Origin of the sequence: Pantoea sp. SO10, assembly GCF_005281435.1 — a bacterium.
In the GTDB taxonomy this organism is placed as follows: Bacteria; Pseudomonadota; Gammaproteobacteria; order Enterobacterales; family Enterobacteriaceae; genus Pantoea; species Pantoea leporis.
Genome location: NZ_CP040095.1, coordinates 3,181,157 through 3,206,771, shown reverse-complemented (window position 1 = coordinate 3,206,771; position 25,615 = coordinate 3,181,157). Strand labels below are relative to the sequence as shown.

The following is a 25,615-nucleotide window of genomic DNA, read 5'->3' as shown; positions in this document are numbered from 1 at the left end:
CTCCCAATGAAAAGGACCATAATATGACAACACCATTTTCACTGCAAAATAAGGTCGCCATCGTCACCGGCGCCGCATCGGGAATTGGTTACGCCATTGCCCGCTGTTTAAGTGCTGCGGGTGCCCAAGTGGCGATGATCGATCGCGCAGAAGAGGTAAAAACGGTTGCCAGCAAGATGGACAACCCTGCGCGAGGTTACGTTTTCGATCTGGCTAACGTCGAAGCGCTTGGTGAACTGGTTGAGCAGATTCACCATGATTTTGGCCGCGTTGACATCCTGGTGAATAACGCCGGTATTGGCATGCTGGAATCCGTGGGCGAAGTGCAACTTGCCAGCTGGAATACCACGATGTTGATTAACTTGACCGCGCCATTCTTCCTCGCTCAGCATTGTGCCCGTTATATGAAAGAACACGGTTTTGGCCGCCTGATTAACATCGCCTCACAGGCCAGCGTCATTGCACTCAATGAGCACGCGGCATATTGCACCAGCAAATCAGGCATGGTGTCTTTCACGCGGGTGTTGGCAGCGGAGTTGGGGCCGTTTGGTATTACCGCTAATGCCATTTCACCAACGGTGGTTGAGACGGAATTAGGTAAGCGTTACTGGCATGGGGAGCGAGCGGAGCAGATGAAATCAAAAATCCCATCACGACGTTTTGCCACACCTGACGAAGTCGCGAGTACGGTGTTGTATCTCAGCAGCAATGAAGCGGCAATGGTCAATGGCGAGAATTTAGTGATCGATGGGGGATATAGTGTGATTTAAAGCCGGGCGAGTTGACTGGAATGAGCCCGCTAAAATTGCTTAACACCAGGGAATTGTAAAAAAAATGGCCCGCACAGAACGTTGCTTCTGGGCGGGCGAATAACTACACCAGCGTTTTCAAGCGATAGATCCATTCCAGCGCTTGCTTCGGCGTTAAGCTGTCTGGGTCCAGTGCCTCAAGCGCATCAACCGCCGGTGAGGTTTCTGCCACCAGCAACTGCATTTGCGAACCTTCCACTGTGGATGCGGCGGAGCTGCCAGATAACGCTTCCAGCTCCTTCAGCTTGTTACGCGCGCGCTTAATCACTTCCTTCGGCACGCCCGCCAGCGCCGCCACCGCGAGACCATAACTTTTGCTTGCAGCACCATCCTGCACGCTGTGCATAAAGGCGATGGTGTCTCCGTGTTCGACCGCATCCAGATGCACATTCACGACACCTTCCATTTTTTCCGGCAGCGTGGTCAGCTCGAAATAGTGGGTGGCAAACAGCGTCATGGCCTTGATGCGATTCGCTAAACTTTCAGCGCAGGCCCATGCCAGCGACAAACCATCATAAGTTGAGGTGCCGCGCCCGATTTCATCCATCAGTACCAGACTGTTTTCGGTAGCGTTATGCAGAATGTTGGCGGTTTCCGTCATCTCCACCATAAAGGTTGAGCGTCCGGAAGCCAGATCATCAGCAGCCCCGACGCGCGTGAAAATGCGATCGATAGGGCCGATGACGGTCTCCTCTGCTGGCACATAGCTGCCTATCCACGCCATCAGCGCGATCAACGCTGTCTGGCGCATGTAGGTACTTTTACCGCCCATATTGGGGCCGGTAATGATCAGCATGCGACGCTGCGGTGAGAGTGACAGCGGATTCGCGATAAACGGCTCTTTCAATACCTGCTCGACCACCGGATGGCGGCCTGCAGTAATACGGATGCCGGCTTTTTCTTGCAGCACCGGGCGGCAATAATTCAGCGTCCATGCACGTTCGGCCAGGTTTGCTAGCACGTCCAGCTCAGAGAGTGCAGCCGCACTGATTTGCAGGGCTTCAAGATGCGGTAGCAAGCGGTCAAACAGCTCATCGTAGAGACCTTTCTCCAGCGCCAGCGCTTTGCCCTTCGACGTCAGGACCTTATCTTCATACTCTTTTAGTTCAGGAATGATATAGCGTTCAGCATTCTTCAGCGTCTGGCGGCGAACGTAATGAATCGGCACCAGATGGCTTTGACCACGGCTGACCTGAATGTAGTAGCCGTGAATCGCGTTAAAGCCGACTTTCAGCGTATCCAGCCCGAGTTTCTCGCGTTCTCGGATTTCCAGACGATCAAGATAATCGGTGGCACCATCGGCTAGCGCACGCCACTCGTCGAGTTCAGCGTTGTATCCCGGAGCGATCACGCCACCGTCGCGCACCAGCACCGGTGGCGATTCAATGATCGCCTGTTCCAGCAACTCACGCAGTTCAGTAAATTCGCCCATCTGAGAGCGCAGATTAATTAACTGCGTGGCCTCAACGCCCTCGAGTTGTTGGTTTAACTCGGGCAACTGCTGGAAGGCATGGCGCATACGTGCCAAATCGCGTGGGCGCGCGGTGCGCAGTGCCAGTCGCGCCAGAATACGCTCCAGATCGCCCACCTGGCGCAGCACCGGCTGCAGCTCCTGACTAAGTGATTGCAGTTCTGCGATAGACTCCTGACGCCGGGCAATGGTCGTGACATCGCGCAGCGGCATATGCAGCCAGCGTTTCAGCATACGGCTGCCCATCGGCGTGACGGTTTTATCCAGTATCGCCGCCAGTGTGTTCTCGATGCCGCCGGCCAGGTTTTGCGTTATTTCCAGGTTGCGGCGCGTAGCAGCATCCATGATCACGCTATCCTGCTGACGCTCCATGCTCAGCGAGCGAATATGCGGTAACGACGTGCGTTGCGTGTCTTTAACATATTGCAGTAGACATCCTGCAGCGCGTAGCGCCAGATGCGCCTGCTCAACGCCAAAACCACTTAAGTCGCGGGTGCCAAATTGCAGATTGAGCTGCTGGCGCGCCGTATCGATTTCATATTCCCACAGCGGACGGCGACGCAGGCCACGGCGTTGATCGATCAACGTCATTGCCTGGAAATCTTCGGGATAGAGCAGTTCAGCCGGATTGGTGCGCTGCAGTTCTGCTGCCATCGTCTCCAGATCGCCGGGTTCACTCAGGCGGAAGCGGCCAGAACTGATGTCCAGCGTTGCATAACCAAAACCGCGCTGGCTCTGGAAGATGGCGGCGAGCAGGTTATCCTGGCGCTCTTGCAGCAACGCTTCATCGCTGATGGTGCCGGGTGTAACGATACGCACCACTTTTCGCTCAACCGGGCCTTTGCTCAAGGCTGGGTCGCCAATCTGCTCACAGATCGCCACCGATTCGCCGAGCTGGACCAGTTTCGCCAGATAGCCTTCAACCGCATGGTAAGGCACGCCCGCCATCGGAATCGGTTCCCCAGCAGAGGCGCCGCGTTTGGTCAGAGAGATTTCCAGCAGTTGCGAGGCGCGTTTCGCGTCATCGTAAAACAGCTCGTAAAAATCGCCCATGCGATAAAACAGCAGGATGTCAGGATGATCGGCCTTCAGGCGCAGGTATTGCTGCATCATCGGCGTATGGCCACTAAAGTCCATTTGCTCTGCTCCTTTCATCTCATTCTCACTCAACATTCATTCTTTTAATTACCTGAGGCTGGGTCAATGCAGCCCGGAAGTGTCGTTATCACTTGGGCGGATAACGAAAGCGGGATATTACCATTTTTGCCGCGTAACCTTCATCCGCCAGCAGGGCTTTATGGCTGCCGACCATAACAAATTGCCGCAAACGGTAAAAAGCAAAATTTAATGAAAAAGGTAAAGTGTGGAGCGGTTTCGCAAATTCGCGTTGCAACCGGCTGAAACGGGCGGGAAACGGCTAAATTTTAAGATATTGCTCTGTATGTCACCCCGATGAACGATTACCATGAGTGCTTCCGGTTTCACCTGGCTTATGGATATCCAATGCGTTTTAAGGTTGCTCTTCTTCCGCTTATTACTCTGCTTGCTGCCTGCAGCAGTAAGCCTGCATCCCATCAGCAGCCCGCCGTTGTGCCTGCACCGAAAGGCGGCTTTTTGCTGGAACCTTCGCACGCGGTTCAACCGATGTTTGGCGATTTTGCGGGTAACCCCGCCGCTGAACAGTTCATTGATCAAATGGTGGCAAAACACGGTTTTAACCGTGAGCAATTGCATGCGGTTATCGGCCAGGCGAAGCGTCTGGATTACGTGCTGCGTTTGATGGATCAGCAAGCCCCGAGCTATACGCCGCCAACCGGACCGAATGGCGCGTGGATTCGCTATCGCAACAAGTTTATTACGCCGGATAACGTGCAGAACGGCGTGGCATTCTGGAATCAGTATCAGGATGCGCTACAGCGTGCGCAGCAGGTTTACGGCGTGCCGCCGGAAATCATTGTTGGCATTATCGGCGTTGAGACGCGCTGGGGCAGGGTAATGGGCAAAACGCGCTTGCTGGATGCGCTGGCAACCTTGTCATTTAGCTATCCGCGTCGTGCAGCTTACTTCAGCGGTGAGCTGGAGACCTTCCTGCTGATGGCGCGAACAGAGCAAGACGATCCGCTGGATCTGCGCGGCTCCTTTGCCGGTGCGATGGGTTATGGACAGTTCATGCCATCCTCTTATAAGCAATACGCAGTCGATTTTAATGGCGATGGTCATATCAACCTTTGGGATCCGGTTGATGCGATTGGCAGCGTAGCCAACTACTTCAAAGAACATGGCTGGCGTGCGGGCGAGAACGTTGCGGTGCCAGCCAGCGGGCAGGCTCCGGCATTGGAGAATGGCTTTAAAACCAAGTACCCGGTCAGCACCTTAGCCGCGAGTGGGTTAACGCCGCAGGGATCGCTGGACGGCAATACTCAGGTCAGTTTGCTGCGTTTGGATCTCGGCACCAGCTATCAATATTGGTATGGTCTGCCCAACTTCTATGCCATTACGCGCTATAACCACAGCACCCACTATGCAATGGCGGTGTGGCAGTTGGGTGAAGCCGTGGCTAAAGCACGTCAGGGCAGCCTGTTTTAATGCTGTCCATATAAAGTGTGAGGGTATAAGATGGCGCCCCATTTGCGGTGCCATCTTCACCGCATCCGACTTCTGAGGAGCGCTTATGAGTACCTTACCTGCCTGTCCTGTCTGCCACGCCGATTACACCTGGCAAGATGGCGAGAACCTGAATTGCCCATCTTGCGGCCATATCTGGACGGCAAACGCCGATGATGCATCGGACAGTTTGGTGGTACGCGATGCCAACGGCAACCTGTTAGCCGATGGCGACAGCGTCACTGTCGTTAAAGATCTTAAGGTTAAAGGCAGCTCTTCGACGTTGAAAATTGGTACCAAAGTCAAAAGCATTCGCCTGGTCGAAGGCGATCACAACATTGATTGCAAGATTGATGGTTTTGGCCAGATGAAACTCAAATCTGAGTTCGTCAAAAAGAACTAATTATGGGACGGCTTTGCGCCGTCCTGTTTGTTTCAACTCAGTAAACGATCCACTTCCTCGCACTGTTCCGCTGTTAGCTCGCCACCATAATTGCGCGAGTCGCTGCGCATTGAATCAAATCGACGTGCAACAGCCGTTTTTATGGTGGTAACAAAATCATCGCCGATAGTGTAAATCGCCATCAGTTTACCAATACGTTGTTGAATCTCACTGAGCTGCGCTACATCGCCCGCCCGCCAGGCCTGCATCGCACGGGCAAATAGCTCCGGTACAATATTGTTCAAGCCGGAAATCACACCTGAACCGCCAGCCAGTAGATTGGGCAACAGATATTCGTCATAGCCGGAAAGCACGGTGAAATCGCTGCGCACCTGCTTCGTTTCTTCAATCATTGCGCGGTTGTGCGACAAGCAATCCATGGTGTCTTTGATGCCAATAAAGTTGGGCAGCTCTGCCGCCAGTTCTGCGACCAACGTAGGCGTTAGATCACAGCCGGTGCGTGCGGGGAAATTGTAGGCGAACCACTTGCCGCCCAGCTGTGTATCCAGCGCTTTGAAATAGCTCAGCAGCTGTTTATGTGTCTGCCCGTAATAGTAAGGAGGCAGCACCATCACAGCATCAAATCCGTTCTGCCAGGCCGCATCTGCCATTTGCAGCATGTCCGCAATACAGGTGCTGGAGACATTTGCCACCATGGTCAGTGGCGAGAGTTGACGCGCCTCACGGATCAGTAACAGGCGCTCCTGCTGCGAGAGCGAGGCAAATTCGCCAATACTGCCCATCAGCAGCAAGGTATCAATACCTGATTGGCTCAGGCGCGAAAAATGGCGGCCAAGCGCATCAATATCCAGATTATTGTTGCTATCAAAGGGAGTTACTGACGGACACCATACGCCGGGCAATGCAGGTTGTGCAGACATATCAAGCTCCTTGGTTGGAAAATGAAACGTCGTTTTAACTTAATGCTATCTGCACAGGCTAACCAGCTAACGAGGGCAAAAAGGTGAGATATCGCACTTTTCTCTTTCTATAAACGCATGAAAAGCAGGTAGTGTTTAACCCCTCAGCCAAGACAGGAGCATTGCCATGCAAGACTGGAATCCACAGCTGTATCGCCAATTCGAATCAGAGCGAACCCGCCCGGCGCGCGAGCTATTGGAGCGCATTCCGCTCGATGATGTGCGCTTTGCCACCGATCTTGGTTGCGGACCCGGCAACAGCACCGAGCTACTGGCACAAGCCTGGCCGGAGGCGCAGATAACCGGCATTGACAGTTCTGCGGCAATGTTAGAGCAGGCGCGCGAACGTCTCCCCAACTGCCATTTTCTGCAGGCCGATATTCGTCGCTGGCAGGCTGAACAGCCGCAGCAGGTTGTCTATGCCAACGCCTCGCTGCAGTGGCTGACCGAGCATCACACCTTGCTGCCGCATCTGGTTGATCAATTGGCCATCGGTGGCGCGCTAGCAATTCAGATGCCGGATAATCTTGAAGAACCATCGCACCGTTTGATGCGTGAAGTGGCGGCGAATGAAAAATGGCAGGCGCTGATTTCGCCACAAGCGGCGGAACGCAAACGCCTGCTAACCACTGATCGCTATTACGATCTGCTGACCGATGCGGGTTGCCAGGTTGATATCTGGCGCACTACTTATTATCACCCGATGGCAGATGCGCAGGGCATCATTACCTGGTTGCGTGCCACCGGGCTGCGTCCTTTCCTCGCGGGGCTGGATGAAACGCAGCAGGCAGCATTTCTTCATGATTATCATCAGGCACTCATTCCGGCTTACCCCGCACGCAGTAATGGCCAGGTTTTGTTAGCCTTCCCGCGTCTGTTTATGGTTGCAGTGAAAACAGGTTGAGGTATCTGGAATCCACTACGCAAAATGATGGCTGAAGGTTGAAAAGGGCTTTTCAGTGCGCCATTTACTGCTAACGTGAAGCGCCACAACGGGAGAAGGCGATGAACGATGAACAGTTACAGCAGCTAAGTCACCGCATTGGCGAACAGCTGAAGAGACGTCAGGCTACGGTGACCGCTGCAGAATCCTGCACCGGCGGCTGGATTGCGAAAGTATTTACTGATATCAGCGGCAGCTCTGCCTGGTTTGAGCGCGGTTTCGTTACTTACAGCAATGAAGCTAAGCAGCAGATGGTCGGCGTACAGGAGACAACGCTGCAGCAGCATGGCGCCGTAAGTGAACCGACGGTGCGTGAGATGGCTACCGGTGCGGCTAAAGCGGCAGCGGCAGAATACGCCATCGCCGTAAGCGGCATTGCCGGTCCTGAAGGTGGCACGCCCGATAAACCGGTGGGCACCGTGTGGTTTGCGATTGTGGGCCCAGAGGGACGCGTACTAGCGCAGCGCCAGATCTTTGCTGGCAACCGTGATGCGGTACGCCGTCAGTCAGTGGCTTGGGCGCTGCAAACGCTGCTTGATGAATTTCTGATAAATTAAAACTTGATACTGTATGACCATACAGTATAATTAGCGGCAACAGAACGAGCGACATACTTGATGTCGACTCACCCAGCATGATTAGGAGTGGAAATGGCGATCGACGAGAACAAACAGAAGGCTTTAGCTGCCGCACTGGGCCAGATTGAGAAGCAATTTGGTAAAGGCTCCATCATGCGCTTGGGTGAAGACCGCTCAATGGATGTCGAAACCATCTCTACCGGCTCACTGTCACTGGATATCGCGCTGGGCGCGGGTGGCTTGCCGATGGGCCGTATCGTTGAGATTTACGGACCAGAATCTTCGGGTAAAACCACGCTGACGCTGCAGGTTATTGCTTCTGCACAGCGTAAAGGTAAAACCTGTGCCTTTATCGATGCTGAGCACGCACTGGATCCGGTGTACGCGAAAAAACTGGGCGTTGATATCGATAACCTGCTGTGTTCACAGCCGGATACCGGTGAGCAAGCGCTGGAGATTTGTGATGCGCTGGCGCGTTCAGGCGCAGTTGACGTCATCATCGTCGACTCCGTGGCGGCGCTGACGCCGAAAGCGGAAATCGAAGGCGAGATTGGCGATTCGCACATGGGTCTGGCCGCTCGTATGATGAGCCAGGCAATGCGTAAGCTGGCGGGTAACCTGAAGCAGTCCAACACGCTGCTGATCTTCATCAACCAGATTCGTATGAAGATTGGTGTGATGTTCGGTAACCCGGAAACCACAACAGGCGGTAACGCACTGAAATTCTACGCTTCTGTTCGTCTGGATATCCGCCGTATCGGTGCGATTAAAGAGGGCGACGAAGTGGTAGGTAGCGAAACCCGCGTGAAAGTCGTGAAGAACAAAGTTGCGGCACCGTTTAAGCAGGCTGAATTCCAAATCATGTACGGAGAAGGTATCAACACCTTTGGCGAGCTGGTGGATCTTGGCGTGAAGCACAAACTGGTTGAGAAAGCCGGCGCGTGGTACAGCTACAACGGTGAGAAGATTGGTCAGGGTAAAGCTAACTCCACCAACTTCCTTAAAGAGAACCCGGCGATTGCGAATGAAATCGACAAGAAGCTGCGTGACTTACTGCTAAGTGGTGATGCCGCCGCCGCAGACACCGCGAAAATCTCCGCGGATGATCGCGAAGAAGCCAGCGAAACCAACGAAGATTTCTAAAATATTAACGGGAGCAGAAATGCTCCCGTTTTGCTTTTCCCCGCCAGCGCTTTTCCTCTCTGCCTTCTTGCTTTACCCTGCGACCCTGCACGACTGTTAGAACAAGGTTGATCCTATGTCATCATCACCATCTGCGGCACCGGTGCCAACATATTCCCGTTTACTTGACCGCGCTATGCGCATCCTTTCGCAGCGCGACCACAGTCGTGAAGAGCTAAAGCGTAAATTGCAGCTCTCTTCCCAACGTGCGGCTTATCTGCAGCAGCAGGAAAACACGCCCATTCCCGACGAGTTACTGGAAAAAGTGCTCGACTGGTGTCAGGAGAGCGGTTGGCTCAACGATGAGCGCTTTACCGAACGCTTTATTCAAAGCCGTGCGCGTAAAGGATATGGCCCACAGCGCGTGCGTATGGAATTGCAGCAAAAGGGCATTGGCCGTGAGGAGATCAATCAGGCGCTATTCGATACCGACGTAGACTGGAGCCAGTGCGCAGCCGATCTTGCCAAACGCAAATTTGGCGAACCCTTACCGCAAACCTGGACTGAGAAAAGCAAGGTACAGCGTTTTTTAATGTCGAAAGGCTTTATGATGGAAGATATTCAGGCTGTTTTCAGAAATAGTGACGACTGAAAGGCGATGTGATTTTACTTCCCACTGAAGAAAATTTATCTTATTCCCACTTTTTGTTCCTCAGTCAGCGGCAGGCCGGATGGATAGGGTTTGCCAGCGAAAGGGAACGTTCGTTAGCGTGATTCCAGGAATTTTATGAGCAAGAGCACTGCTGAGATCCGTCAAGCGTTTCTCGACTTTTTTCATAGCAAGGGACATCAGGTTGTAGCCAGCAGCTCCCTCGTACCGAACAACGACCCGACTTTGCTGTTTACCAATGCCGGGATGGTCCAGTTTAAAGACGTTTTCCTTGGGCAGGATAAGCGCGACTATGCGCGGGCAACGACGTCGCAGCGCTGTGTGCGTGCCGGCGGCAAGCATAACGACCTCGAAAACGTGGGCTACACGGCACGTCACCACACCTTCTTTGAAATGTTGGGCAACTTCAGCTTTGGTGATTACTTCAAGAAAGAAGCGATCGCTTATGCATGGGAACTGCTGACGGGTGAGCAGTGGTTCAAGCTGCCTAAAGAGCGCCTGTGGGTGACCGTCTATGAAACAGACGATGAAGCCTTCGAAATCTGGGCTAACGATATTGGTGTGCCGCGCGAGCGCATTATCCGTATCGGTGACAACAAAGGCAGCGCTTTCGCATCAGATAACTTCTGGCAGATGGGCGACACCGGACCTTGCGGTCCATGTACCGAAATTTTCTTCGATCACGGCGATCATATCTGGGGCGGCCCACCGGGCAGCCCGGAAGAAGATGGCGATCGTTACATCGAGATCTGGAACATCGTCTTCATGCAGTTCAACCGTCAGGCCGACGGCACCATGGAGCCGCTGCCTAAACCGTCAGTGGATACCGGCATGGGTCTGGAGCGTATTGCTGCCGTGTTGCAGCACGTTAACTCCAACTATGAAATCGATCTGTTTGCCAAACTGATCAAATCAGTTGCGCAGGTAACTGGCGCAACCGATCTGGATAACAAGTCGCTGCGCGTTATCGCTGACCATATTCGCTCTTGTGCCTTCCTGATCGCTGATGGCGTAATCCCATCGAATGAAAACCGCGGCTATGTGTTGCGTCGCATTATTCGTCGCGCGGTACGTCACGGCAATATGCTGGGTGCGAAAGAAGCCTTCTTCTACAAGCTGGTTGCGCCACTGATTGAAGTGATGGGAGCTGCAGGCGAAGACCTGAAACGTCAGCAGAAGCATGTTGAAAACGCGCTGAAGAACGAAGAAGAGCAATTTGCTAAAACGCTGGAGCGTGGACTTGCACTGCTGGATGAAGAACTGGCCAAACTGCAGGGCGATACGCTTGATGGCGAAACGGTGTTCCGTCTGTACGATACCTTCGGTTTCCCGGCGGATTTGACCGCTGACGTGTGCCGTGAGCGCAATCTGAAGATTGATGAAGCGGGTTTTGAAGCCGCGATGGAGCAGCAGCGTCAGCGTGCGCGTGAAGCCAGCGGTTTTGGTGCCGACTATAACAATGTCATTCGCATTGATGCCGCAACCGACTTTAAAGGCTATGACCATCTGGAACTGAACGCGACAGTCGAAGCACTGTTCGTCGACGGTCAGCAAGTTGAGCAGATCAGCGCGGGTCAGGACGCGGTGGTCGTACTGGACGAAACGCCGTTCTACGGCGAGTCAGGTGGACAGGTTGGCGATACCGGCGTGTTGGCTGGGCAGAATGCTGAATTTAGCGTTCAGGATACGCAGAAGTATGGTAAAGCGATTGGTCATATCGGTAAGCTGAGCAGCGGTCAGTTATGCGTTGGTGACCGTTTGCATGCGCAGGTTGATGAAACGCGTCGCGCGCGCATCCGTTTGAATCACTCCGCCACGCACTTACTGCATGCAGCACTGCGTCAGGTGTTGGGTGATCACGTAGGACAAAAAGGCTCGCTGGTTAACGATAAATATCTGCGTTTCGACTTCTCTCATTTTGAAGCCATGAAACCGCAGGAAATCCGTCAGGTTGAGGATATTGTTAACGCGCAGATTCGCCGCAACCTTGTCGTTGAGACCGACATCATGGATCTCGATGATGCAAAACAGAAGGGCGCAATGGCGCTGTTTGGTGAGAAATACGATCAGCGCGTACGTGTGCTGACCATGGGCGATTTCTCTACCGAACTCTGTGGTGGTATTCACGCGCTGCGTACCGGTGATATCGGCCTGTTCCGCATTCAGTCTGAATCGGGCACTGCTGCAGGTGTACGCCGCATTGAAGCTGTAACCGGTGAAGGTGCGTTGGCACAAGTGAATGCGCAGAGCCAACAGTTGCTGGATGTGGCGCAATTGGTGAAAGCCAATAGCAGTAACCTGAATGAGAAAGTGCGCGGCTTGGTTGATCACGTCCGCGCGCTGGAAAAAGAGTTGCAGCAACTGCGCGATCAGCAAGCTGCGCAGGAAAGCGCGTCACTGAGCAGTAAGGCGATTGACGTTAAAGGCACGAAGTTGCTGGTCAGTGAACTGAGCAACGTTGAGCCGAAAATGTTGCGTACCATGGTTGACGATCTGAAGAACCAGTTAACGTCTGCCATTATCGTGCTGGCAACGGTTGATGATGGCAAAGTTTCACTGATTGCTGGCGTGACCAAAGATCTTACTGACCGTGTAAAAGCCGGCGAGCTGATTGGCGAACTGGCCTCTCAGGTTGGTGGTAAAGGCGGTGGTCGCCCAGATATGGCTCAGGCCGGCGGTACAAATCCGCAGGCGCTAGCGGGTGCGCTGGCAGGCGTGCAGGAATGGGTCAGTAACCGACTGTAACGTATAAAACTTCGCATTGTGATAAGCGCCAGAAGCCCGTTTTCTGGCGCTTTTTTAACGCGGTGCACACCAGGTAATGACAAAGTCCGGTTGATGTAGTGTATTTCGGCTAAACTAACTATCAGCAGAATGTATTGGCATGGCGAAGCACAATGGTGTATTTGTCATAGGCATTGTTCAGCGTTATATGATGGATACGGCCGGGAGACCGAACAAGCCCGACTCTTTTAATCTTTCAAGGAGCAAAGAATGCTTATTCTAACTCGTCGAGTTGGTGAAACCCTCATGATTGGCGATGAGGTGACTGTAACGGTGCTGGGTGTAAAAGGTAACCAGGTCCGCATTGGGGTTAACGCGCCTAAAGAAGTTTCGGTACATCGCGAAGAGATCTATCAGCGTATTCAAGCCGAAAAAACTCAAGCCTCGAGTTACTAACGGATTCAGCGCCTCGCTCCTGAGCGAGGCGCTACCGGTTTTTCCTCTCCAGCCCCACACATCTTCCGCTTTTCGCTCTCTATTCCCAATTCTCTTTAACGCCCATTTCTGTTCTCCAGCAGGCTTTCTTTGTTGATAAATCACTCTTTTTGTCGCTAAAGCATCCGAATTGAGTGTCATTTGTGCAATCAAACAAAAGGCTGGAAATAAATGTTTGACTTATAAGTCCGGGAAAGTAATATGTGCGCCACGCAGTGCCGATGAGCAGAAACAAGTTCAGAAGCACGGTTCGGAAGAACGCGTAAGGTGAGGTGGCCGAGAGGCTGAAGGCGCTCCCCTGCTAAGGGAGTATGCGGTCAAAAGCTGCATCCGGGGTTCGAATCCCCGCCTCACCGCCATTTCCGATGCATCCATAGCTCAGCTGGATAGAGTACTCGGCTACGAACCGAGCGGTCGGAGGTTCGAATCCTCCTGGATGCACCATTCGGAAAGGTGAAGCAAGAGTGAACGAGCAGTTCCTTTCATGGTGAGTTGTTAGCACCCTGCGTTGTACAAGAATTAACTCGATGCATCCATAGCTCAGCTGGATAGAGTACTCGGCTACGAACCGAGCGGTCGGAGGTTCGAATCCTCCTGGATGCACCATTCTTCGTATCATCCTCAGGTTGTTTCAGTTAGTCCATCGTAAGAAAACCTCAATGCATCCATAGCTCAGCTGGATAGAGTACTCGGCTACGAACCGAGCGGTCGGAGGTTCGAATCCTCCTGGATGCACCATTCCTCTTCAAACTTCTCAAAATTTTCTTCAGCAGTAACTCAATGCATCCATAGCTCAGCTGGATAGAGTACTCGGCTACGAACCGAGCGGTCGGAGGTTCGAATCCTCCTGGATGCACCATCTCTTCTTCGATACCTTTCTGTTTTTGACTCTCAGTTTCTGAATCCTGCAGCAATCAAATCAACTTGTAAAAAAATCGCTGAATTTACCGGCGTTTATCCACGGCATTGCACTCTGACCTTTTTCTGAAAACGAAAAAAACTAATGCTTTCAAAGCATTTGCGGTTAAGCGTGCCTGGCGACAACCTGAGCGCATTACGCTAAAGTAATGGCTCATTTTGTGGTGCTCGATGGAGTGACAATGTACGACCAATATGACGCCCTGATTTTCGATATGGACGGCACAATTCTGGATACTGAGCCGACACATCGAAAAGCCTGGCAGCAGGTGCTTGGCCGCTATGGTTTCACCATGGATGAAGAAAAAATGGTGGGCTTCAATGGCGCTCCAACCTGGCAACTGGCGCAGTTCATCCTTGAGCAGAACAATGCAACGCACGATCCGCATCTGCTGGCGGCGGAAAAAACCGCTGCACTGAAAGCGATGTTGCTGGATGACGTGCGTCCGCTGCCGTTGATGGACGTGGTAAAGGCTTATCATGGTCGCCGTCCGATGGCGGTGGGCACCGGCAGTGAACACAGCCTGGCAAAAGCCTTACTCGAAGAGTTAGGTGTTTACCACCTGTTTGATGCGGTGGTCGGAGCGGATGACGTACAGCGTCATAAGCCGCAGCCGGATACCTTTTTACGCTGCGCTGAATTAATGGGTATCGCACCCGAGCGCTGTGTAGTGTTTGAGGATGCTGACTTCGGCGTACAAGCCGCCAAAGCAGCAGGCATGGACGTGGTTGATGTCCGTTTACTGTGAATGAATTTCTGACCTATGGATCGTTATTCGGCAGCAGCTTTCTTAGCGCGACTCTGTTACCGGGAAGCTCGGAAGCGGTGCTGGTTGCACTGCTGATCGCCCAAAAAGGTTCGGTTTATGGATTGTTATTGGCTGCATCAGTGGGAAACACGCTGGGTGGCCTGACCAACATTCTTCTTGGTCGCCTGATGCCGCCAAAAGGGCAAGGGCGATGGCACGACACAGCAATGACGTGGTTACACCGATTAGGACCTGCAGCACTGATTTTTAGCTGGCTGCCGGTAGTGGGCGACTTACTCTGCGTGCTCGCAGGTTGGTTGCGCTTTGCCTGGCTGCCTTCAGTGCTGTTCCTCGCCATGGGTAAAACGCTGCGTTATATCGTTATCGCGACCGCCACATTGCAAACAATGCAATGGTGGCATTGATTCGCACAGATTCGAGGCTACGGCTAACATTATGCTGAACAAAAATAAATTATTAACACAGCGGGAGGTTAACGTGATCCCGGACGTATCTAAGGCACTTTCCTGGCTGGAGGCGCATCCTGACGCGTTAAAGGGTATCGGCCGTGGTATTGAGCGCGAATCATTACGCGTAAAACCCGATGGTCACCTGGCAACCACAGGACATCCTGAGTCACTCGGTTCGGCGCTTAAGCATGATTGGATCACCACCGATTTTGCCGAAACGCTGATGGAGTTCATCACGCCAGTTGATCAGAGCATCGATCGTTCACTGGCGTTTCTGCGCGATATTCACCGTCATGTGGCGCGTGAGTTAGGCGAGGAGCGCTTGTGGCCTTTCAGCATGCCGGGGTTCATTGATGACGTTGATAGCATCGAGCTGGCGCAGTATGGAAGCTCCAATATCGGCAAAATGAAAACGTTGTATCGTCAGGGGCTGAAGAATCGCTATAGCGCGCTGATGCAGATTATCTCTGGCGTGCACTACAACTTCTCGTTGCCGCTGTCGTTTTGGCAGGAGTGGGCGGATGTAAAAGATGCCGAAAGCGGTAAAGAGACCATCTCTGCCGGCTATCTGCGTTTGATTCGCAACTACTATCGTTTCGGCTGGGTCATTCCGTATCTGTTCGGTGCATCGCCAGCGATTTGCTCCTCGTTCCTGCAAGGGCGCGAGAGCAATCTGCCGTTTGAAGGTGATGGCAAGGGTACGCTGTGGCTGCCTCACGCCACCTCACTGCGCCTGAGCGACCTTGGTTATACCAACAAATCGCAGAGCGGTTTGGGTATCACTTTTAACTCGCTGGAAGGTTACGTTGCAGCACTGAAGGCAGCGATTAAAACGCCGTCGGAAGAGTATGCCGCCATGGGCACCAAAGACGCCGATGGCAACTGGCTGCAGTTGAACACCAATGTGCTGCAAATTGAAAACGAGCTGTACGCGCCGATTCGTCCGAAACGCGTTACGCGTTCAGGCGAGGCACCATCCGATGCGCTGTTGCGCGGCGGTATTGAATACATTGAAGTGCGTTCGCTGGACATCAATCCATTCTCCGCCATTGGCGTAGATGCCGATCAGGCGCGCTTCCTCGATCTGTTCCTGATTTGGTGTACGCTGGCTGATGCGCCAGAAATGAGCGCGGATGAGCTGCTGTGTACGCGCAAAAACTGGAACCGCGTGGTGATGGAAGGGCGTAAGCCTGGCCAGGTCATTGCTGTAGGTTGCAGCGAAAAGGAACACACGCTGGTTGAGGTGGGTAAAGCGCTGTTTGCCGATCTGCGTCGCGTGGCGGAAGTGCTCGACAGCAATCACGGCAACACGCAATATCAACAGGTTTGCGATCAACTGGTGGCATCTTTCGACGATCCTGAGCTAACCTATTCGGCGCGCATCCTGCATGCGATCAAAGAAAACGGTTTGACCGGCGCGGGCGTGGCATTGGCAGAGCAATATCGTCATCTGCTGTGTGAAGAGTCGTTAGAGATTCTGACTGAAGAAGATTTTAGTCGTCAGGCGCTGGAGTCGGTGCAGGCACAAGAGAAGCTGGAACAGAGCGATACGCTGGATTTCGAAAGCTACCTTGCGGGTCGCGAAGGCTAGAAAAGAAAATGGCCACATCAATGTGGCCAAAATAAACATCTCTGTTGTCAGGGATGATGATAACAAATGCGCGTCTTTCATATATTCAGACGCTGGACGAACAGAAAAGTTTCATCGTTTTAAAAAAAAATCTCAAAACAGGAGGTGACGTATGCCACTACTGGATAGTTTTACTGTTGATCACACCATCATGGGCGCACCTGCAGTACGCGTAGCAAAAACCATGAAAACTCCGCATGGCGATACCATCACCGTTTTCGACCTGCGTTTTTGCCGTCCGAATATTGAAATTCTGACTGAGCGTGGCATTCATACGCTGGAGCACCTGTTTGCTGGCTTCATGCGTAATCATCTGAATGGTGATGGCGTTGAAATCGTCGACATCTCGCCAATGGGTTGCCGCACCGGCTTCTACATGAGTTTGATTGGCACGCCTGACGAGCAGCGTGTAGCGAAAGCCTGGAAAGGCGCGATGGAAGATGTCCTGAAAGTCAAAGAGCAGGGCCAGATTCCAGAGCTGAACGAATATCAATGCGGCAGCTACAAACTGCACTCACTGGATGAAGCGCAGCAGATCGCGCGCAATGTGCTGGCGCACGACATCGGCGTGAACCGCAACGAAGATTTGAAGCTACCAGCTGAAAAGCTGAAAGAGCTGCACATCTAGTTGAGACACCATGAAAAACGCCGCGATTATCGCGGCGTTTTTGTTTACAGGCTTCAGGAGCCGATGGAGGATTTCAGTGCGTGGTGTGGCGTAATGCGCACCTGCTTCACCATGTTGTCCTGCACATCAAGGATATCGATATCGTAGGCGCCAAGTGTGACACGAGTATCGACCAGCGGAATCTCTTCCAGTGCTTCCAGCAGCATGCCGTTAATGGTGCGCGCATCCTCTTCCGGTAACGTCCAGTTAAAGGCTTTGTTGATTTCACGCACATTGGCGCTGCCTTCAATCAATACCGAACCATCATTTTGCGGCATGACTTCTTCGGCCAACGACGGCGACATGGAGGTGGTGAAATCGCCGACGATCTCTTCCAGAATATCTTCGATCGTCACTAAGCCTTTAACATCGCCATATTCATCAACCACCATGCCGACTTTCTTTTTGTTGCGCTGAAATTTAACCAGCTGCACGTTAAGCGGCGTGCCTTCCGGTACATAGTAAATCTCATCAGCAGCACGCAGCAGGCGATCTTTGTTGAACTCTTTCTTCTCGGTCATCATGCGCCAGGCTTCACGCACGCGCAGCATACCAACACAGTCATCCAGCGAGTCACGGAACAGGACGATACGCCCATGCGGCGAATGACTCAGCTGGCGCTCAATCGATTTCCAGTCATCATTGACGTTGATGCCGACGATCTCATTGCGCGGCACCATGATGTCATCCACGCTGACTTTCTCCAGATCAAGCACTGACAGCAGCATGTCCTGATTACGCCGCGACATCAGCGAGCGCGATTCATGCACAATGGTGCGCAACTCTTCTTTGCTTAACGCCGAACTGATGGAACCGTCGGTTTTAATGCCCACCATGCGCATCAAAATGCGGGTAATGGTATTCAGCAGCCACACCAGCGGCAGCATCACATACTGCAGCGGAGCCAGTAACACGCTGCTGGGATAGGCCACTTTTTCTGGATAGAGCGCCGCGACCGTTTTCGGCAGCACCTCGGCAAATACCAGCACGACAAAAGTCAGAATGCCGGTAGCAATCGCTACGCCAGCATCACCATACAGGCGCATACCGACAATGGTGCCGAGTGCGGAGGCGAGAATATTAACGAGGTTGTTGCCAATTAAAACCAGGCTGATCAGACGGTCGGGACGACGCAGAAGTTTTTCTACCCGACGCGCACCGCGATTGCCGCTTTTGGCTTTATGGCGCAGTTTGTAGCGATTAAGCGTCATCATGCCGGTCTCTGAACCGGAGAAATAGGCAGAGACCAGCACCATGATGACCAGCGTAATGATCAGCGTGGTGGTTGAAACGTGTTCCAACACAAAATCCTTAGTGAGAGGTGAGCAGGTGCTGAAGCACGCGGCTGCCGAAGTAGGCCATGGTTAGCAGCAATGCGCCGCCACAGTTAAACCACACGACGCGGCGTCCGCGCCAGCCTTCACGATAGTGTCCCCAAAGCAGAACGATGTAGACAAACCAGGCAATGATGGAGAGAACCGCTTTATCCACATTCTCAGCGCTAAACAAGTTATGCATGAAGAGCAAACCGGTGCACAGCACCAGCGTCAACAGCACAACGCCAATCTGCGTGATGTGGAACATTTTGCGCTCAATGCTGAGCAGCGGCGGCATATCCTGAGTGAAAGCCAGTTTCTTATTTTTCAACTGGTAATCGATCCACGCCAGCTGCAGCGCATACAGTGCCGCGATGATCAGCGTGGCATAGGCAAACAGCGACAGACCGATGTGAACCATCATGCCCGGCGTGGTTTCCAGATGCGTAATAAAGGCATTGGGCACAAAGGTGGCAAAGGCCAGATTAATCAATGCAAAGCTGTAAACAATCGGCAGCAGCAGCCAGCCACGATTGCGCGAGGCGACAATTGTCATGATGGCGCAGATCAGCAGGCTAACCAGCGAGCCGATATTAAGCAGGCTGAGGTTTTGCCCATTATCAACAGCAAAAATGCGCTGCTGCAGAGCAACGGCGTGCGCAATCAGCGCCACGCAGGCAGAAAGCACAGCAAAACGACGCCAGCCACCGTTGCGTTTAAGCAGGCTGGGAATGATCAATGCAAGGCTGAGGGAGTAGGCGAACAGCGCCACGATCGCGAAAACGAACATAGATCCTTTCAGGTATCGGTCAGATAAGGAAAAAAGCAGTATAGCGCCAGCAGCAGCAGGCTCCAAACGATCTGACGGTCAATTGCAGAGATCGCTTCGTCTTCGTGTTATAATCCGCCGCATTGTGTCGCCTATGGCGGCCTCGCTACGGTTCTAAGTGAGAGAGCATGTTTGATAATTTAACCGATCGTTTGTCGCAAACCCTGCGCAATATCAGCGGCCGCGGAAGGCTGACTGAAGACAACATCAAAGACACGCTGCGTGAAGTCCGCATGGCGCTGCTGGAAGCTGACGTTGCGCTGCCGGTAGTGCGTGAATTTATTAATCGCGTGAAAGAGGCCGCCGTTGGCCACGATGTGAACAAAAGCCTGACGCCAGGCCAGGAGTTCATCAAAATCGTGCGCAACGAACTGGTTGCGGCGATGGGCGCTGAAAATAATGCGCTCAATCTGAATGCTCAGCCGCCAGCCGTGGTGCTGATGGCAGGTTTGCAAGGTGCTGGTAAAACCACTAGCGTGGCGAAACTGGGTAAATTCTTGCGCGAGAAGCATAAGAAGAAAGTGCTGGTAGTTTCTGCTGACGTTTATCGCCCTGCGGCGATCAAACAGCTGGAAACCCTGGCTGGCCAGGTCGGCGTGGATTTCTGTCCGTCCGATCTGAGTCAAAAGCCGGTCGATATTGTTCAGAACGCGCTAAAACAAGCCAAAGTGCAATTCTACGATGTGCTGCTGGTGGATACCGCCGGTCGTTTACACGTCGATGAAGCGATGATGGACGAAATCAAACAGGTACACGCCGCGATAAATCCGGTGGAAACCCTGTTTGTGGTCGATGCCATGACCGGTCAGGATGCCGCCAACACCGCGAAAGCCTTCAATGAAGCGCTGCCGCTGACTGGTGTGATCCTGACTAAAGTCGATGGTGATGCGCGCGGTGGTGCGGCGCTGTCGATTCGTCACATTACCGGCAAGCCAATCAAATTTATGGGGATGGGCGAGAAGACCGAAGCGCTGGAAGCTTTCTATCCAGAGCGTATCGCGTCGCGCATTCTTGGCATGGGCGATGTTCTGTCGCTGATCGAAGATATTGAGAGCAAAGTTGACCGCGATCAGGCGGAGAAACTGGCGAAGAAACTGAAAACCGGCGACGGTTTTGATCTCAACGACTTCCTTGAGCAGTTGAAGCAGATGCGCAACATGGGCGGCATGGCGAGCCTGATGGGCAAACTGCCGGGCATGGGGCAACTGCCTGACAACGTGAAATCGCAGATGGATGATAAAGTGCTGGTCCGCATGGAAGCCATCATCAATTCGATGACGCGTAAAGAGCGTGAGAAGCCAGAAATTATCAAGGGGTCGCGCAAACGTCGTATTGCGTTGGGCTCAGGCATGCAGGTGCAAGATGTCAACCGACTGCTGAAACAGTTCGATGATATGCAGCGCATGATGAAGAAAATGAAGAAAGGCGGCATGGCCAAAATGATGCGTGGCATGAAAGGTATGATGCCGCCTGGATTCCCTGGTCGCTAAGGCGGCCGTCATAAAGCCGGAAATTTGGCACGCTTAGGTTGCTTTTTGCGCCAAAATGAGTAAAATTTTCGGGCTTTTTATATCGCGCTCGGGCCCCGTTCCTCGATGGGGCCCGAGCGCTTTATTAACTAATGAGGATGTTATGGTAACAATTCGTTTGGCACGTCACGGCGCTAAAAAGCGTCCGTTCTATCAGGTCGTCGTCACTGACAGCCGCAATGCTCGTAACGGTCGTTTCATCGAGCGCGTAGGTTTCTTCAACCCGATCGCTTCTGGTCAGGCTGAAGGTCTGCGTCTGGATCTGGACCGTATTGAGCACTGGGTTGGCCAGGGCGCAACGCTTTCTGATCGCGTTAACGCGCTGATCAAAGAAGCAAAGAAAGCAGCTTAATCTGTCACGGTGGTGAGCATGAGCATTAAACCTGCCGGGCAGCCTCCCGTTAACCCGATTGTATTGGGAAAAATGGGCGCGGCTTACGGAATTCGGGGTTGGCTCAAAGTGTTTTCCTCCACTGAAGACGCTGAAAGCATCTTCGACTACCAACCTTGGTTCATCCAGCGCGCCGGTAAATGGCAGCAGGTCGAACTCGAGGGCTGGAAGCACCACAATCAGGACCTGATCATCAAAGTCAAAGGCATTGACGATCGGGACGCTGCGGCACAGTTGACCAATTGCGAAATTACGGTCGACTCCACGCAGCTGCCAGCGCTGGAAGCAGGCGATTACTACTGGAAAGACCTTATGGGAATGAAAGTAGTGAACCTCGAAGGCTACGAGATGGGCAAAGTCATTGATTTGATGGAAACCGGATCGAACGACGTTCTCGTCGTTAAGGCAAACCTGAAGGATGCATTCGGTGCGCAAGAGCGGTTAATCCCGTTTCTTGATGAACAGGTTATCAAGAAAGTCGATCTCTCTACTGGCCTTATTGAAGTAGATTGGGATCCTGGTTTTTGATCTCCGGACAATCCGGTAACGTAACGGCGAACGCGATGTGGATTGGTGTTATTAGCCTGTTTCCAGAGATGTTTCGCGCTATTACCGAGTACGGGGTAACTGGCCGGGCAGTAAAAAATGGCCTGCTCGACATTCAAAGCTGGAGTCCTCGTGACTTCACGCATGACCGGCACCGTACCGTGGACGATCGTCCTTACGGCGGCGGACCGGGAATGTTGATGATGGTGCAACCCTTACGGGACGCCATCTCCGCAGCGAAAGCAGCGGCGGGAGAAGGTGCTAAGGTGATTTATCTTTCACCTCAGGGACGCAAACTGGACCAACAGGGCGTTTGCGAACTGGCGACCCATCAGAAGTTGATTCTGGTGTGTGGTCGCTACGAAGGGATAGATGAGCGCGTGATTCACACTGAGATTGATGAAGAGTGGTCAATCGGTGATTACGTTCTTAGTGGCGGTGAGCTGCCAGCCATGACGTTGATTGACTCGGTCGCCCGGTTTATTCCCGGCGTACTGGGAAAACAGGCGTCAGCCGATGAGGATTCGTTCTCGGATGGTTTGCTGGATTGCCCGCACTACACCCGACCTGAAGTGTTAGAAGGGATGGAAGTTCCGCCAGTTTTACTGTCGGGCAACCATGCCGATATTCGCCGCTGGCGCCTGAAACAGTCGTTAGGCCGTACCTGGCTAAGAAGACCTGAACTTCTGGAAAACCTGGCTCTGACTGAAGAGCAAGCACGGTTGCTAAATGAGTTCCAGCGTGAACATCAGCAGCAACAAAACGATGAGGCGGGAGAGTAATCTTCCCTCACTATCAGTTTACCCAGGATAAGAGATTTAATTATGAGCAACATTATCAAGCAACTTGAACAAGAGCAGATGAAGCAGGACGTACCTTCATTCCGTCCGGGTGATTCCGTGGAAGTGAAAGTATGGGTCGTAGAAGGTTCTAAGAAGCGTCTGCAGGCATTCGAGGGCGTGGTTATCGCTATTCGTAACCGCGGTCTGCATTCTGCATTCACTGTTCGTAAGATTTCTAACGGCGAAGGTGTTGAGCGTGTCTTCCAGACTCACTCTCCAGTAATTGACAGCATTGCTGTTAAACGTCGTGGTGCTGTGCGTAAAGCCAAACTGTATTACCTGCGTGAGCGTACCGGTAAGTCAGCTCGTATCAAAGAGCGTCTTGGCGCGTAAGCGACTTCTCAAAGTTAATAGCAAACAAGGGGTTGGCCATTTGGCCAGCCCCTTTTTTTATGGGCGTATAAGGGCGCAGGATCATTCTTAAGGTGGACAGTATGTGTTTCCTGAAAACAGTGAAAATCAAAATGTTATACCAAACTTTTAGTTGAGAGCATCATCAGAACATAATTGGGTGTAATATTTAGTTTACATTATCATCCTGTCACCATTTCTGTTATTCGTATGATTTTAATGAATATTTCAATGTTTTCTTTGTTTTTTATTTGATGTGGTAATAAATGTGTACATAGGTGGATTGCAACCTGTACAGGGTGTGATAAAGTAAGCGCCATCCTCAGAGAGGATCCCAAACCGCATAAACGAGTAAAAAGGATCGCAATCATGCAAAAAGACGCGCTGAACAATGTGCATATCGCCGACGAACAAATTTTGATTACCCCGCAAGAGCTGAAAGCCAAATTCCCGCTCACTGCGGCGCAGGAAGCGCAAATTGCGTCTTCTCGCCAAACCATTGCCGACATTATTGCGGGCCGCGATCCGCGTCTGTTGGTGGTTTGTGGTCCTTGTTCGATTCACGATACTGAAGCCGCACTTGCCTATGCCCGTCAGTTGCAATCTCTCTCTGCACAGTTGAAGGATCAGCTGTACATCGTTATGCGCGTTTATTTTGAAAAACCTCGAACCACCGTCGGCTGGAAGGGGTTAATCAACGATCCTTACATGAATAACTCGTTTGATATGGAAGCTGGCCTGCATATCGCGCGTCAACTGCTGGTTAATCTCGTTGAGATGGGTTTACCGCTGGCGACCGAAGCGCTGGATCCGAATAGCCCGCAATATCTTGGCGATCTGTTTAGCTGGTCAGCGATTGGTGCGCGTACCACTGAATCACAAACCCACCGTGAAATGGCTTCAGGCCTTTCCATGCCGGTTGGTTTTAAAAATGGTACGGATGGCAGCCTGGGCACCGCGATTAACGCCATGCGCGCCGCCGCAATGCCGCACCGTTTTGTTGGCATCAATCAGGCCGGCCAGGTTTGCTTGCTGCAAACGCAGGGCAACCCAGATGGGCATGTGATTCTGCGCGGCGGTAAAGCATCAAACTACGGTCCAGAAGATGTCGCTCAGTGTGAAAAAGAGATGCTGAAAGCGGGACTGCGTCCGGCCTTAATGATAGATTGCAGCCATGGTAATTCTAACAAAGACTATCGTCGCCAGCCTGGCGTAGCCGAATCGGCTATTGCGCAGATTAAAGATGGAAACCGTTCCATCATTGGCCTGATGTTGGAAAGCAACATTCATGAAGGCAACCAGTCTTCTGAACAGCCTCGTAGCGAAATGAAATACGGTGTGTCCGTCACTGATGCCTGCATCAACTGGGAAACCACCGAAACGTTGTTGCGTGAAATCCATCAGGATCTGCAGGGAGTGCTGTCGGCGCGTCTGTCACACGAGGTGTAATGAGTCATGGTGGCTGAACTGAACGCGCTACGCGATCAAATCGATGAAGTAGATAAAGCACTGCTTGGGTTACTGGCAAAACGACTGGAGCTGGTAGCCGAAGTAGGGGAAGTTAAAAGCCGCTACGGTTTGCCGATCTATGTTCCTGAGCGTGAGGCCAGCATGCTGGCTTCACGCCGCCAGGAAGCTGAAGCGCTCGGCGTGTCGCCGGACTTGATTGAAGATGTATTGCGTCGTTTGATGCGTGAATCCTATGCGCATGAAAATGACAAAGGCTTCAAAACGCTCTGTCCGACGTTGCGTCCGGTGGTGATTGTAGGTGGCCGCGGCCAGATGGGGCGTCTGTTTGAAAAGATGCTGACGCTTTCTGGCTATCAGGTCCGCATTCTGGATAAAGGCGATTGGGAACGCTCTGACGAGCTGCTGAAAGATGCGGGCATGGTGATTATCAGTGTGCCAATTCATCTGACCGAGCAAATCATCGGTGAGCTGCCAAAATTGCCAGAAGACTGCATTCTGGTCGATCTGGCTTCGGTGAAGAATCGCCCGCTGCAGGCGATGCTGGCCGCGCACACCGGACCGGTTCTGGGCTTGCATCCGATGTTTGGTCCGGACAGCGGCAGCCTGGCAAAGCAGGTTGTGGTTTGGTGTGATGGCCGTCAGCCGGAAGCTTATCAGTGGTTCCTTGAGCAGATTCAGGTTTGGGGCGCGCGGTTGCATCGTATCAGTGCCGTTGAGCACGACCAGAATATGGCGTTTATTCAGGCACTGCGTCACTTTGCGACTTTCGCTTACGGTCTGCATCTGGCGGAAGAGAACGTTAATCTGGATCAGCTGCTGGCGCTATCTTCACCGATATACCGCCTTGAACTGGCAATGGTTGGACGTCTGTTTGCGCAGGATCCGCAGCTTTACGCGGACATCATCATGTCCTCGGAGAGTAATCTGGCGCTGATTAAACGTTATTACCAGCGATTTGGCGATGCGATCAAACTGCTCGAGCAGGGCGATAAGCAAGCCTTTATCGATAGCTTTGAGCGCGTCGAACACTGGTTTGGTGATTACGCGAAACGCTTCCTGGTCGAAAGCAGAAGCATGCTGCGATCGGCGAACGATAGCCGGCAGTAAAAAACAAAAGGCATCCGTGAGG

The 25,615-nt window shown here is 52.6% G+C and carries 24 protein-coding genes and 5 tRNA genes; 25 read left to right on the top strand and 4 right to left on the bottom strand.

Annotated features, from left to right (window positions below; genetic code table 11):
* Positions 1 to 23: 23 nt before the first annotated feature.
* Positions 24 to 770, top strand: coding sequence for a GolD/DthD family dehydrogenase (locus FCN45_RS14875; protein ID WP_137386335.1), 747 nt, complete (start codon positions 24 to 26; stop codon positions 768 to 770).
* A 103-nt stretch (positions 771 to 873) separates the two neighbouring features.
* Here FCN45_RS14875 and mutS read toward each other — a convergent pair whose 3' ends face one another.
* A complete protein-coding gene (gene mutS / locus FCN45_RS14870) occupies positions 874 to 3,417 on the bottom strand; it encodes a DNA mismatch repair protein MutS (RefSeq protein WP_137386334.1) in 2,544 nt (847 codons plus the stop codon).
* Positions 3,418 to 3,783: 366 nt separating this feature from the next.
* On the opposite strand from mutS, the gene mltB reads away from it, so the two are divergent.
* The gene (gene mltB / locus FCN45_RS14865; RefSeq protein ID WP_101762612.1) at positions 3,784 to 4,866 is read left to right on the top strand and encodes a lytic murein transglycosylase B; all 1,083 of its coding nucleotides are present in this window, start codon (positions 3,784 to 3,786) and stop codon (positions 4,864 to 4,866) included.
* Positions 4,867 to 4,951: 85 nt separating this feature from the next.
* Positions 4,952 to 5,287 (top strand): zinc ribbon domain-containing protein YjdM, encoded by a 336-nt coding sequence (locus tag FCN45_RS14860; RefSeq protein ID WP_137386333.1) that lies wholly within the window; start codon positions 4,952 to 4,954, stop codon positions 5,285 to 5,287.
* A gap of 32 nt (positions 5,288 to 5,319) precedes the next feature.
* Here the strand turns inward: FCN45_RS14860 and FCN45_RS14855 are convergent, their stop codons facing one another.
* Positions 5,320 to 6,207, bottom strand: coding sequence for a dihydrodipicolinate synthase family protein (locus tag FCN45_RS14855; RefSeq protein WP_137386332.1), 888 nt, complete (start codon positions 6,205 to 6,207; stop codon positions 5,320 to 5,322).
* A 166-nt stretch (positions 6,208 to 6,373) separates the two neighbouring features.
* On the opposite strand from FCN45_RS14855, the gene tam reads away from it, so the two are divergent.
* The 15 genes from tam to luxS all read left to right on the top strand — a co-directional run bounded on the left by tam (position 6,374) and on the right by luxS (position 17,173).
* The gene (tam, locus tag FCN45_RS14850) at positions 6,374 to 7,150 is read left to right on the top strand and encodes a trans-aconitate 2-methyltransferase (RefSeq protein WP_137386331.1); all 777 of its coding nucleotides are present in this window, start codon (positions 6,374 to 6,376) and stop codon (positions 7,148 to 7,150) included.
* 101 nt (positions 7,151 to 7,251) lie between these two features.
* On the top strand, positions 7,252 to 7,746 hold the full coding sequence (gene pncC, locus FCN45_RS14845) for a nicotinamide-nucleotide amidase (protein ID WP_137386330.1): 495 nt from the start codon (positions 7,252 to 7,254) through the stop codon (positions 7,744 to 7,746).
* A gap of 93 nt (positions 7,747 to 7,839) precedes the next feature.
* Positions 7,840 to 8,910 (top strand): recombinase RecA, encoded by a 1,071-nt coding sequence (recA, locus tag FCN45_RS14840; protein WP_137386329.1) that lies wholly within the window; start codon positions 7,840 to 7,842, stop codon positions 8,908 to 8,910.
* A gap of 115 nt (positions 8,911 to 9,025) precedes the next feature.
* Positions 9,026 to 9,541 (top strand): regulatory protein RecX, encoded by a 516-nt coding sequence (locus tag FCN45_RS14835; RefSeq protein WP_210421263.1) that lies wholly within the window; start codon positions 9,026 to 9,028, stop codon positions 9,539 to 9,541.
* Between the two features lie 135 nt (positions 9,542 to 9,676).
* Positions 9,677 to 12,304 carry an alanine--tRNA ligase gene (alaS, locus tag FCN45_RS14830; protein ID WP_137386328.1) on the top strand — a complete coding sequence of 876 codons (2,628 nt, stop codon included), beginning with the start codon at positions 9,677 to 9,679 and terminating at the stop codon, positions 12,302 to 12,304.
* Between the two features lie 249 nt (positions 12,305 to 12,553).
* Entirely contained in the window at positions 12,554 to 12,739 is a 186-nt protein-coding gene (csrA, locus tag FCN45_RS14825) for a carbon storage regulator CsrA (protein WP_008104508.1), read from the top strand.
* A 305-nt stretch (positions 12,740 to 13,044) separates the two neighbouring features.
* Positions 13,045 to 13,137: transfer RNA gene (locus FCN45_RS14820), tRNA-Ser, on the top strand.
* 8 nt (positions 13,138 to 13,145) lie between these two features.
* Positions 13,146 to 13,222 (top strand) — tRNA-Arg (locus tag FCN45_RS14815).
* Positions 13,223 to 13,307: 85 nt separating this feature from the next.
* Positions 13,308 to 13,384, top strand: a tRNA-Arg gene (locus FCN45_RS14810).
* Positions 13,385 to 13,439: 55 nt separating this feature from the next.
* A tRNA-Arg gene (locus FCN45_RS14805) sits at positions 13,440 to 13,516 on the top strand.
* A gap of 44 nt (positions 13,517 to 13,560) precedes the next feature.
* Positions 13,561 to 13,637, top strand: a tRNA-Arg gene (locus FCN45_RS14800).
* A gap of 241 nt (positions 13,638 to 13,878) precedes the next feature.
* Positions 13,879 to 14,445 (top strand): fructose-1-phosphate/6-phosphogluconate phosphatase, encoded by a 567-nt coding sequence (gene yqaB / locus FCN45_RS14795; RefSeq protein ID WP_008108985.1) that lies wholly within the window; start codon positions 13,879 to 13,881, stop codon positions 14,443 to 14,445.
* Positions 14,442 to 14,870, top strand: coding sequence for a YqaA family protein (locus FCN45_RS14790; protein WP_101762620.1), 429 nt, complete (start codon positions 14,442 to 14,444; stop codon positions 14,868 to 14,870). Before yqaB ends, FCN45_RS14790 begins: the two co-directional genes overlap by 4 nt.
* A 31-nt stretch (positions 14,871 to 14,901) precedes the next feature.
* Positions 14,902 to 16,506, top strand: coding sequence for a glutamate--cysteine ligase (gene gshA / locus FCN45_RS14785; RefSeq protein WP_110868328.1), 1,605 nt, complete (start codon positions 14,902 to 14,904; stop codon positions 16,504 to 16,506).
* A 151-nt stretch (positions 16,507 to 16,657) separates the two neighbouring features.
* Complete coding sequence (luxS, locus tag FCN45_RS14780) at positions 16,658 to 17,173, top strand: S-ribosylhomocysteine lyase (RefSeq protein WP_007893307.1); 516 nt, start codon at positions 16,658 to 16,660, stop codon at positions 17,171 to 17,173.
* 53 nt (positions 17,174 to 17,226) lie between these two features.
* Here the strand turns inward: luxS and FCN45_RS14775 are convergent, their stop codons facing one another.
* Entirely contained in the window at positions 17,227 to 18,513 is a 1,287-nt protein-coding gene (locus tag FCN45_RS14775) for an HlyC/CorC family transporter (protein ID WP_101762622.1), read from the bottom strand.
* Between the two features lie 10 nt (positions 18,514 to 18,523).
* Positions 18,524 to 19,318, bottom strand: coding sequence for an inner membrane protein YpjD (locus FCN45_RS14770; RefSeq protein ID WP_008108993.1), 795 nt, complete (start codon positions 19,316 to 19,318; stop codon positions 18,524 to 18,526).
* A 167-nt stretch (positions 19,319 to 19,485) separates the two neighbouring features.
* Between FCN45_RS14770 and ffh the strand changes: the two genes are divergently transcribed.
* The 7 genes from ffh to tyrA all read left to right on the top strand — a co-directional run bounded on the left by ffh (position 19,486) and on the right by tyrA (position 25,593).
* Positions 19,486 to 20,847 carry a signal recognition particle protein gene (gene ffh / locus FCN45_RS14765; protein WP_101762624.1) on the top strand — a complete coding sequence of 454 codons (1,362 nt, stop codon included), beginning with the start codon at positions 19,486 to 19,488 and terminating at the stop codon, positions 20,845 to 20,847.
* 142 nt (positions 20,848 to 20,989) lie between these two features.
* Positions 20,990 to 21,238 carry a 30S ribosomal protein S16 gene (rpsP, locus tag FCN45_RS14760; protein WP_007893313.1) on the top strand — a complete coding sequence of 83 codons (249 nt, stop codon included), beginning with the start codon at positions 20,990 to 20,992 and terminating at the stop codon, positions 21,236 to 21,238.
* An 18-nt stretch (positions 21,239 to 21,256) separates the two neighbouring features.
* On the top strand, positions 21,257 to 21,805 hold the full coding sequence (gene rimM / locus FCN45_RS14755; protein ID WP_008108998.1) for a ribosome maturation factor RimM: 549 nt from the start codon (positions 21,257 to 21,259) through the stop codon (positions 21,803 to 21,805).
* Between the two features lie 35 nt (positions 21,806 to 21,840).
* Positions 21,841 to 22,605 (top strand): tRNA (guanosine(37)-N1)-methyltransferase TrmD, encoded by a 765-nt coding sequence (gene trmD / locus FCN45_RS14750; RefSeq protein ID WP_192236546.1) that lies wholly within the window; start codon positions 21,841 to 21,843, stop codon positions 22,603 to 22,605.
* Between the two features lie 42 nt (positions 22,606 to 22,647).
* Positions 22,648 to 22,998, top strand: a complete 351-nt coding sequence (gene rplS / locus FCN45_RS14745; RefSeq protein WP_007893316.1) for a 50S ribosomal protein L19 — start codon at positions 22,648 to 22,650, stop codon at positions 22,996 to 22,998.
* Between the two features lie 387 nt (positions 22,999 to 23,385).
* Positions 23,386 to 24,465 (top strand): 3-deoxy-7-phosphoheptulonate synthase, encoded by a 1,080-nt coding sequence (locus FCN45_RS14740; protein ID WP_137386327.1) that lies wholly within the window; start codon positions 23,386 to 23,388, stop codon positions 24,463 to 24,465.
* 6 nt (positions 24,466 to 24,471) lie between these two features.
* Positions 24,472 to 25,593, top strand: coding sequence for a bifunctional chorismate mutase/prephenate dehydrogenase (gene tyrA / locus FCN45_RS14735; RefSeq protein ID WP_137386326.1), 1,122 nt, complete (start codon positions 24,472 to 24,474; stop codon positions 25,591 to 25,593).
* Positions 25,594 to 25,615 lie beyond the last annotated feature (22 nt).

What these genes read in the sequence shown, in the direction of transcription:
- gshA (WP_110868328.1), top strand. Translation starts at nt 14,902, where the DNA reads ATGCTGAACAAAAATAAATTATTAACACAGCGGGAGGTTAACGTGATC.
- mltB (WP_101762612.1), top strand. Translation starts at nt 3,784, where the DNA reads ATGCGTTTTAAGGTTGCTCTTCTTCCGCTTATTACTCTGCTTGCTGCC.
- FCN45_RS14860 (WP_137386333.1), top strand. Translation starts at nt 4,952, where the DNA reads ATGAGTACCTTACCTGCCTGTCCTGTCTGCCACGCCGATTACACCTGG.
- FCN45_RS14770 (WP_008108993.1), bottom strand. Translation starts at nt 19,318, where the DNA reads ATGTTCGTTTTCGCGATCGTGGCGCTGTTCGCCTACTCCCTCAGCCTT.
- luxS (WP_007893307.1), top strand. Translation starts at nt 16,658, where the DNA reads ATGCCACTACTGGATAGTTTTACTGTTGATCACACCATCATGGGCGCA.
- recA (WP_137386329.1), top strand. Translation starts at nt 7,840, where the DNA reads ATGGCGATCGACGAGAACAAACAGAAGGCTTTAGCTGCCGCACTGGGC.
- yqaB (WP_008108985.1), top strand. Translation starts at nt 13,879, where the DNA reads ATGTACGACCAATATGACGCCCTGATTTTCGATATGGACGGCACAATT.
- rpsP (WP_007893313.1), top strand. Translation starts at nt 20,990, where the DNA reads ATGGTAACAATTCGTTTGGCACGTCACGGCGCTAAAAAGCGTCCGTTC.
- mutS (WP_137386334.1), bottom strand. Translation starts at nt 3,417, where the DNA reads ATGGACTTTAGTGGCCATACGCCGATGATGCAGCAATACCTGCGCCTG.
- csrA (WP_008104508.1), top strand. Translation starts at nt 12,554, where the DNA reads ATGCTTATTCTAACTCGTCGAGTTGGTGAAACCCTCATGATTGGCGAT.
- tyrA (WP_137386326.1), top strand. Translation starts at nt 24,472, where the DNA reads ATGGTGGCTGAACTGAACGCGCTACGCGATCAAATCGATGAAGTAGAT.
- FCN45_RS14855 (WP_137386332.1), bottom strand. Translation starts at nt 6,207, where the DNA reads ATGTCTGCACAACCTGCATTGCCCGGCGTATGGTGTCCGTCAGTAACT.
- trmD (WP_192236546.1), top strand. Translation starts at nt 21,841, where the DNA reads ATGTGGATTGGTGTTATTAGCCTGTTTCCAGAGATGTTTCGCGCTATT.
- FCN45_RS14875 (WP_137386335.1), top strand. Translation starts at nt 24, where the DNA reads ATGACAACACCATTTTCACTGCAAAATAAGGTCGCCATCGTCACCGGC.
- FCN45_RS14835 (WP_210421263.1), top strand. Translation starts at nt 9,026, where the DNA reads ATGTCATCATCACCATCTGCGGCACCGGTGCCAACATATTCCCGTTTA.
- ffh (WP_101762624.1), top strand. Translation starts at nt 19,486, where the DNA reads ATGTTTGATAATTTAACCGATCGTTTGTCGCAAACCCTGCGCAATATC.
- rplS (WP_007893316.1), top strand. Translation starts at nt 22,648, where the DNA reads ATGAGCAACATTATCAAGCAACTTGAACAAGAGCAGATGAAGCAGGAC.
- FCN45_RS14740 (WP_137386327.1), top strand. Translation starts at nt 23,386, where the DNA reads ATGCAAAAAGACGCGCTGAACAATGTGCATATCGCCGACGAACAAATT.
- tam (WP_137386331.1), top strand. Translation starts at nt 6,374, where the DNA reads ATGCAAGACTGGAATCCACAGCTGTATCGCCAATTCGAATCAGAGCGA.
- pncC (WP_137386330.1), top strand. Translation starts at nt 7,252, where the DNA reads ATGAACGATGAACAGTTACAGCAGCTAAGTCACCGCATTGGCGAACAG.
- alaS (WP_137386328.1), top strand. Translation starts at nt 9,677, where the DNA reads ATGAGCAAGAGCACTGCTGAGATCCGTCAAGCGTTTCTCGACTTTTTT.
- rimM (WP_008108998.1), top strand. Translation starts at nt 21,257, where the DNA reads ATGAGCATTAAACCTGCCGGGCAGCCTCCCGTTAACCCGATTGTATTG.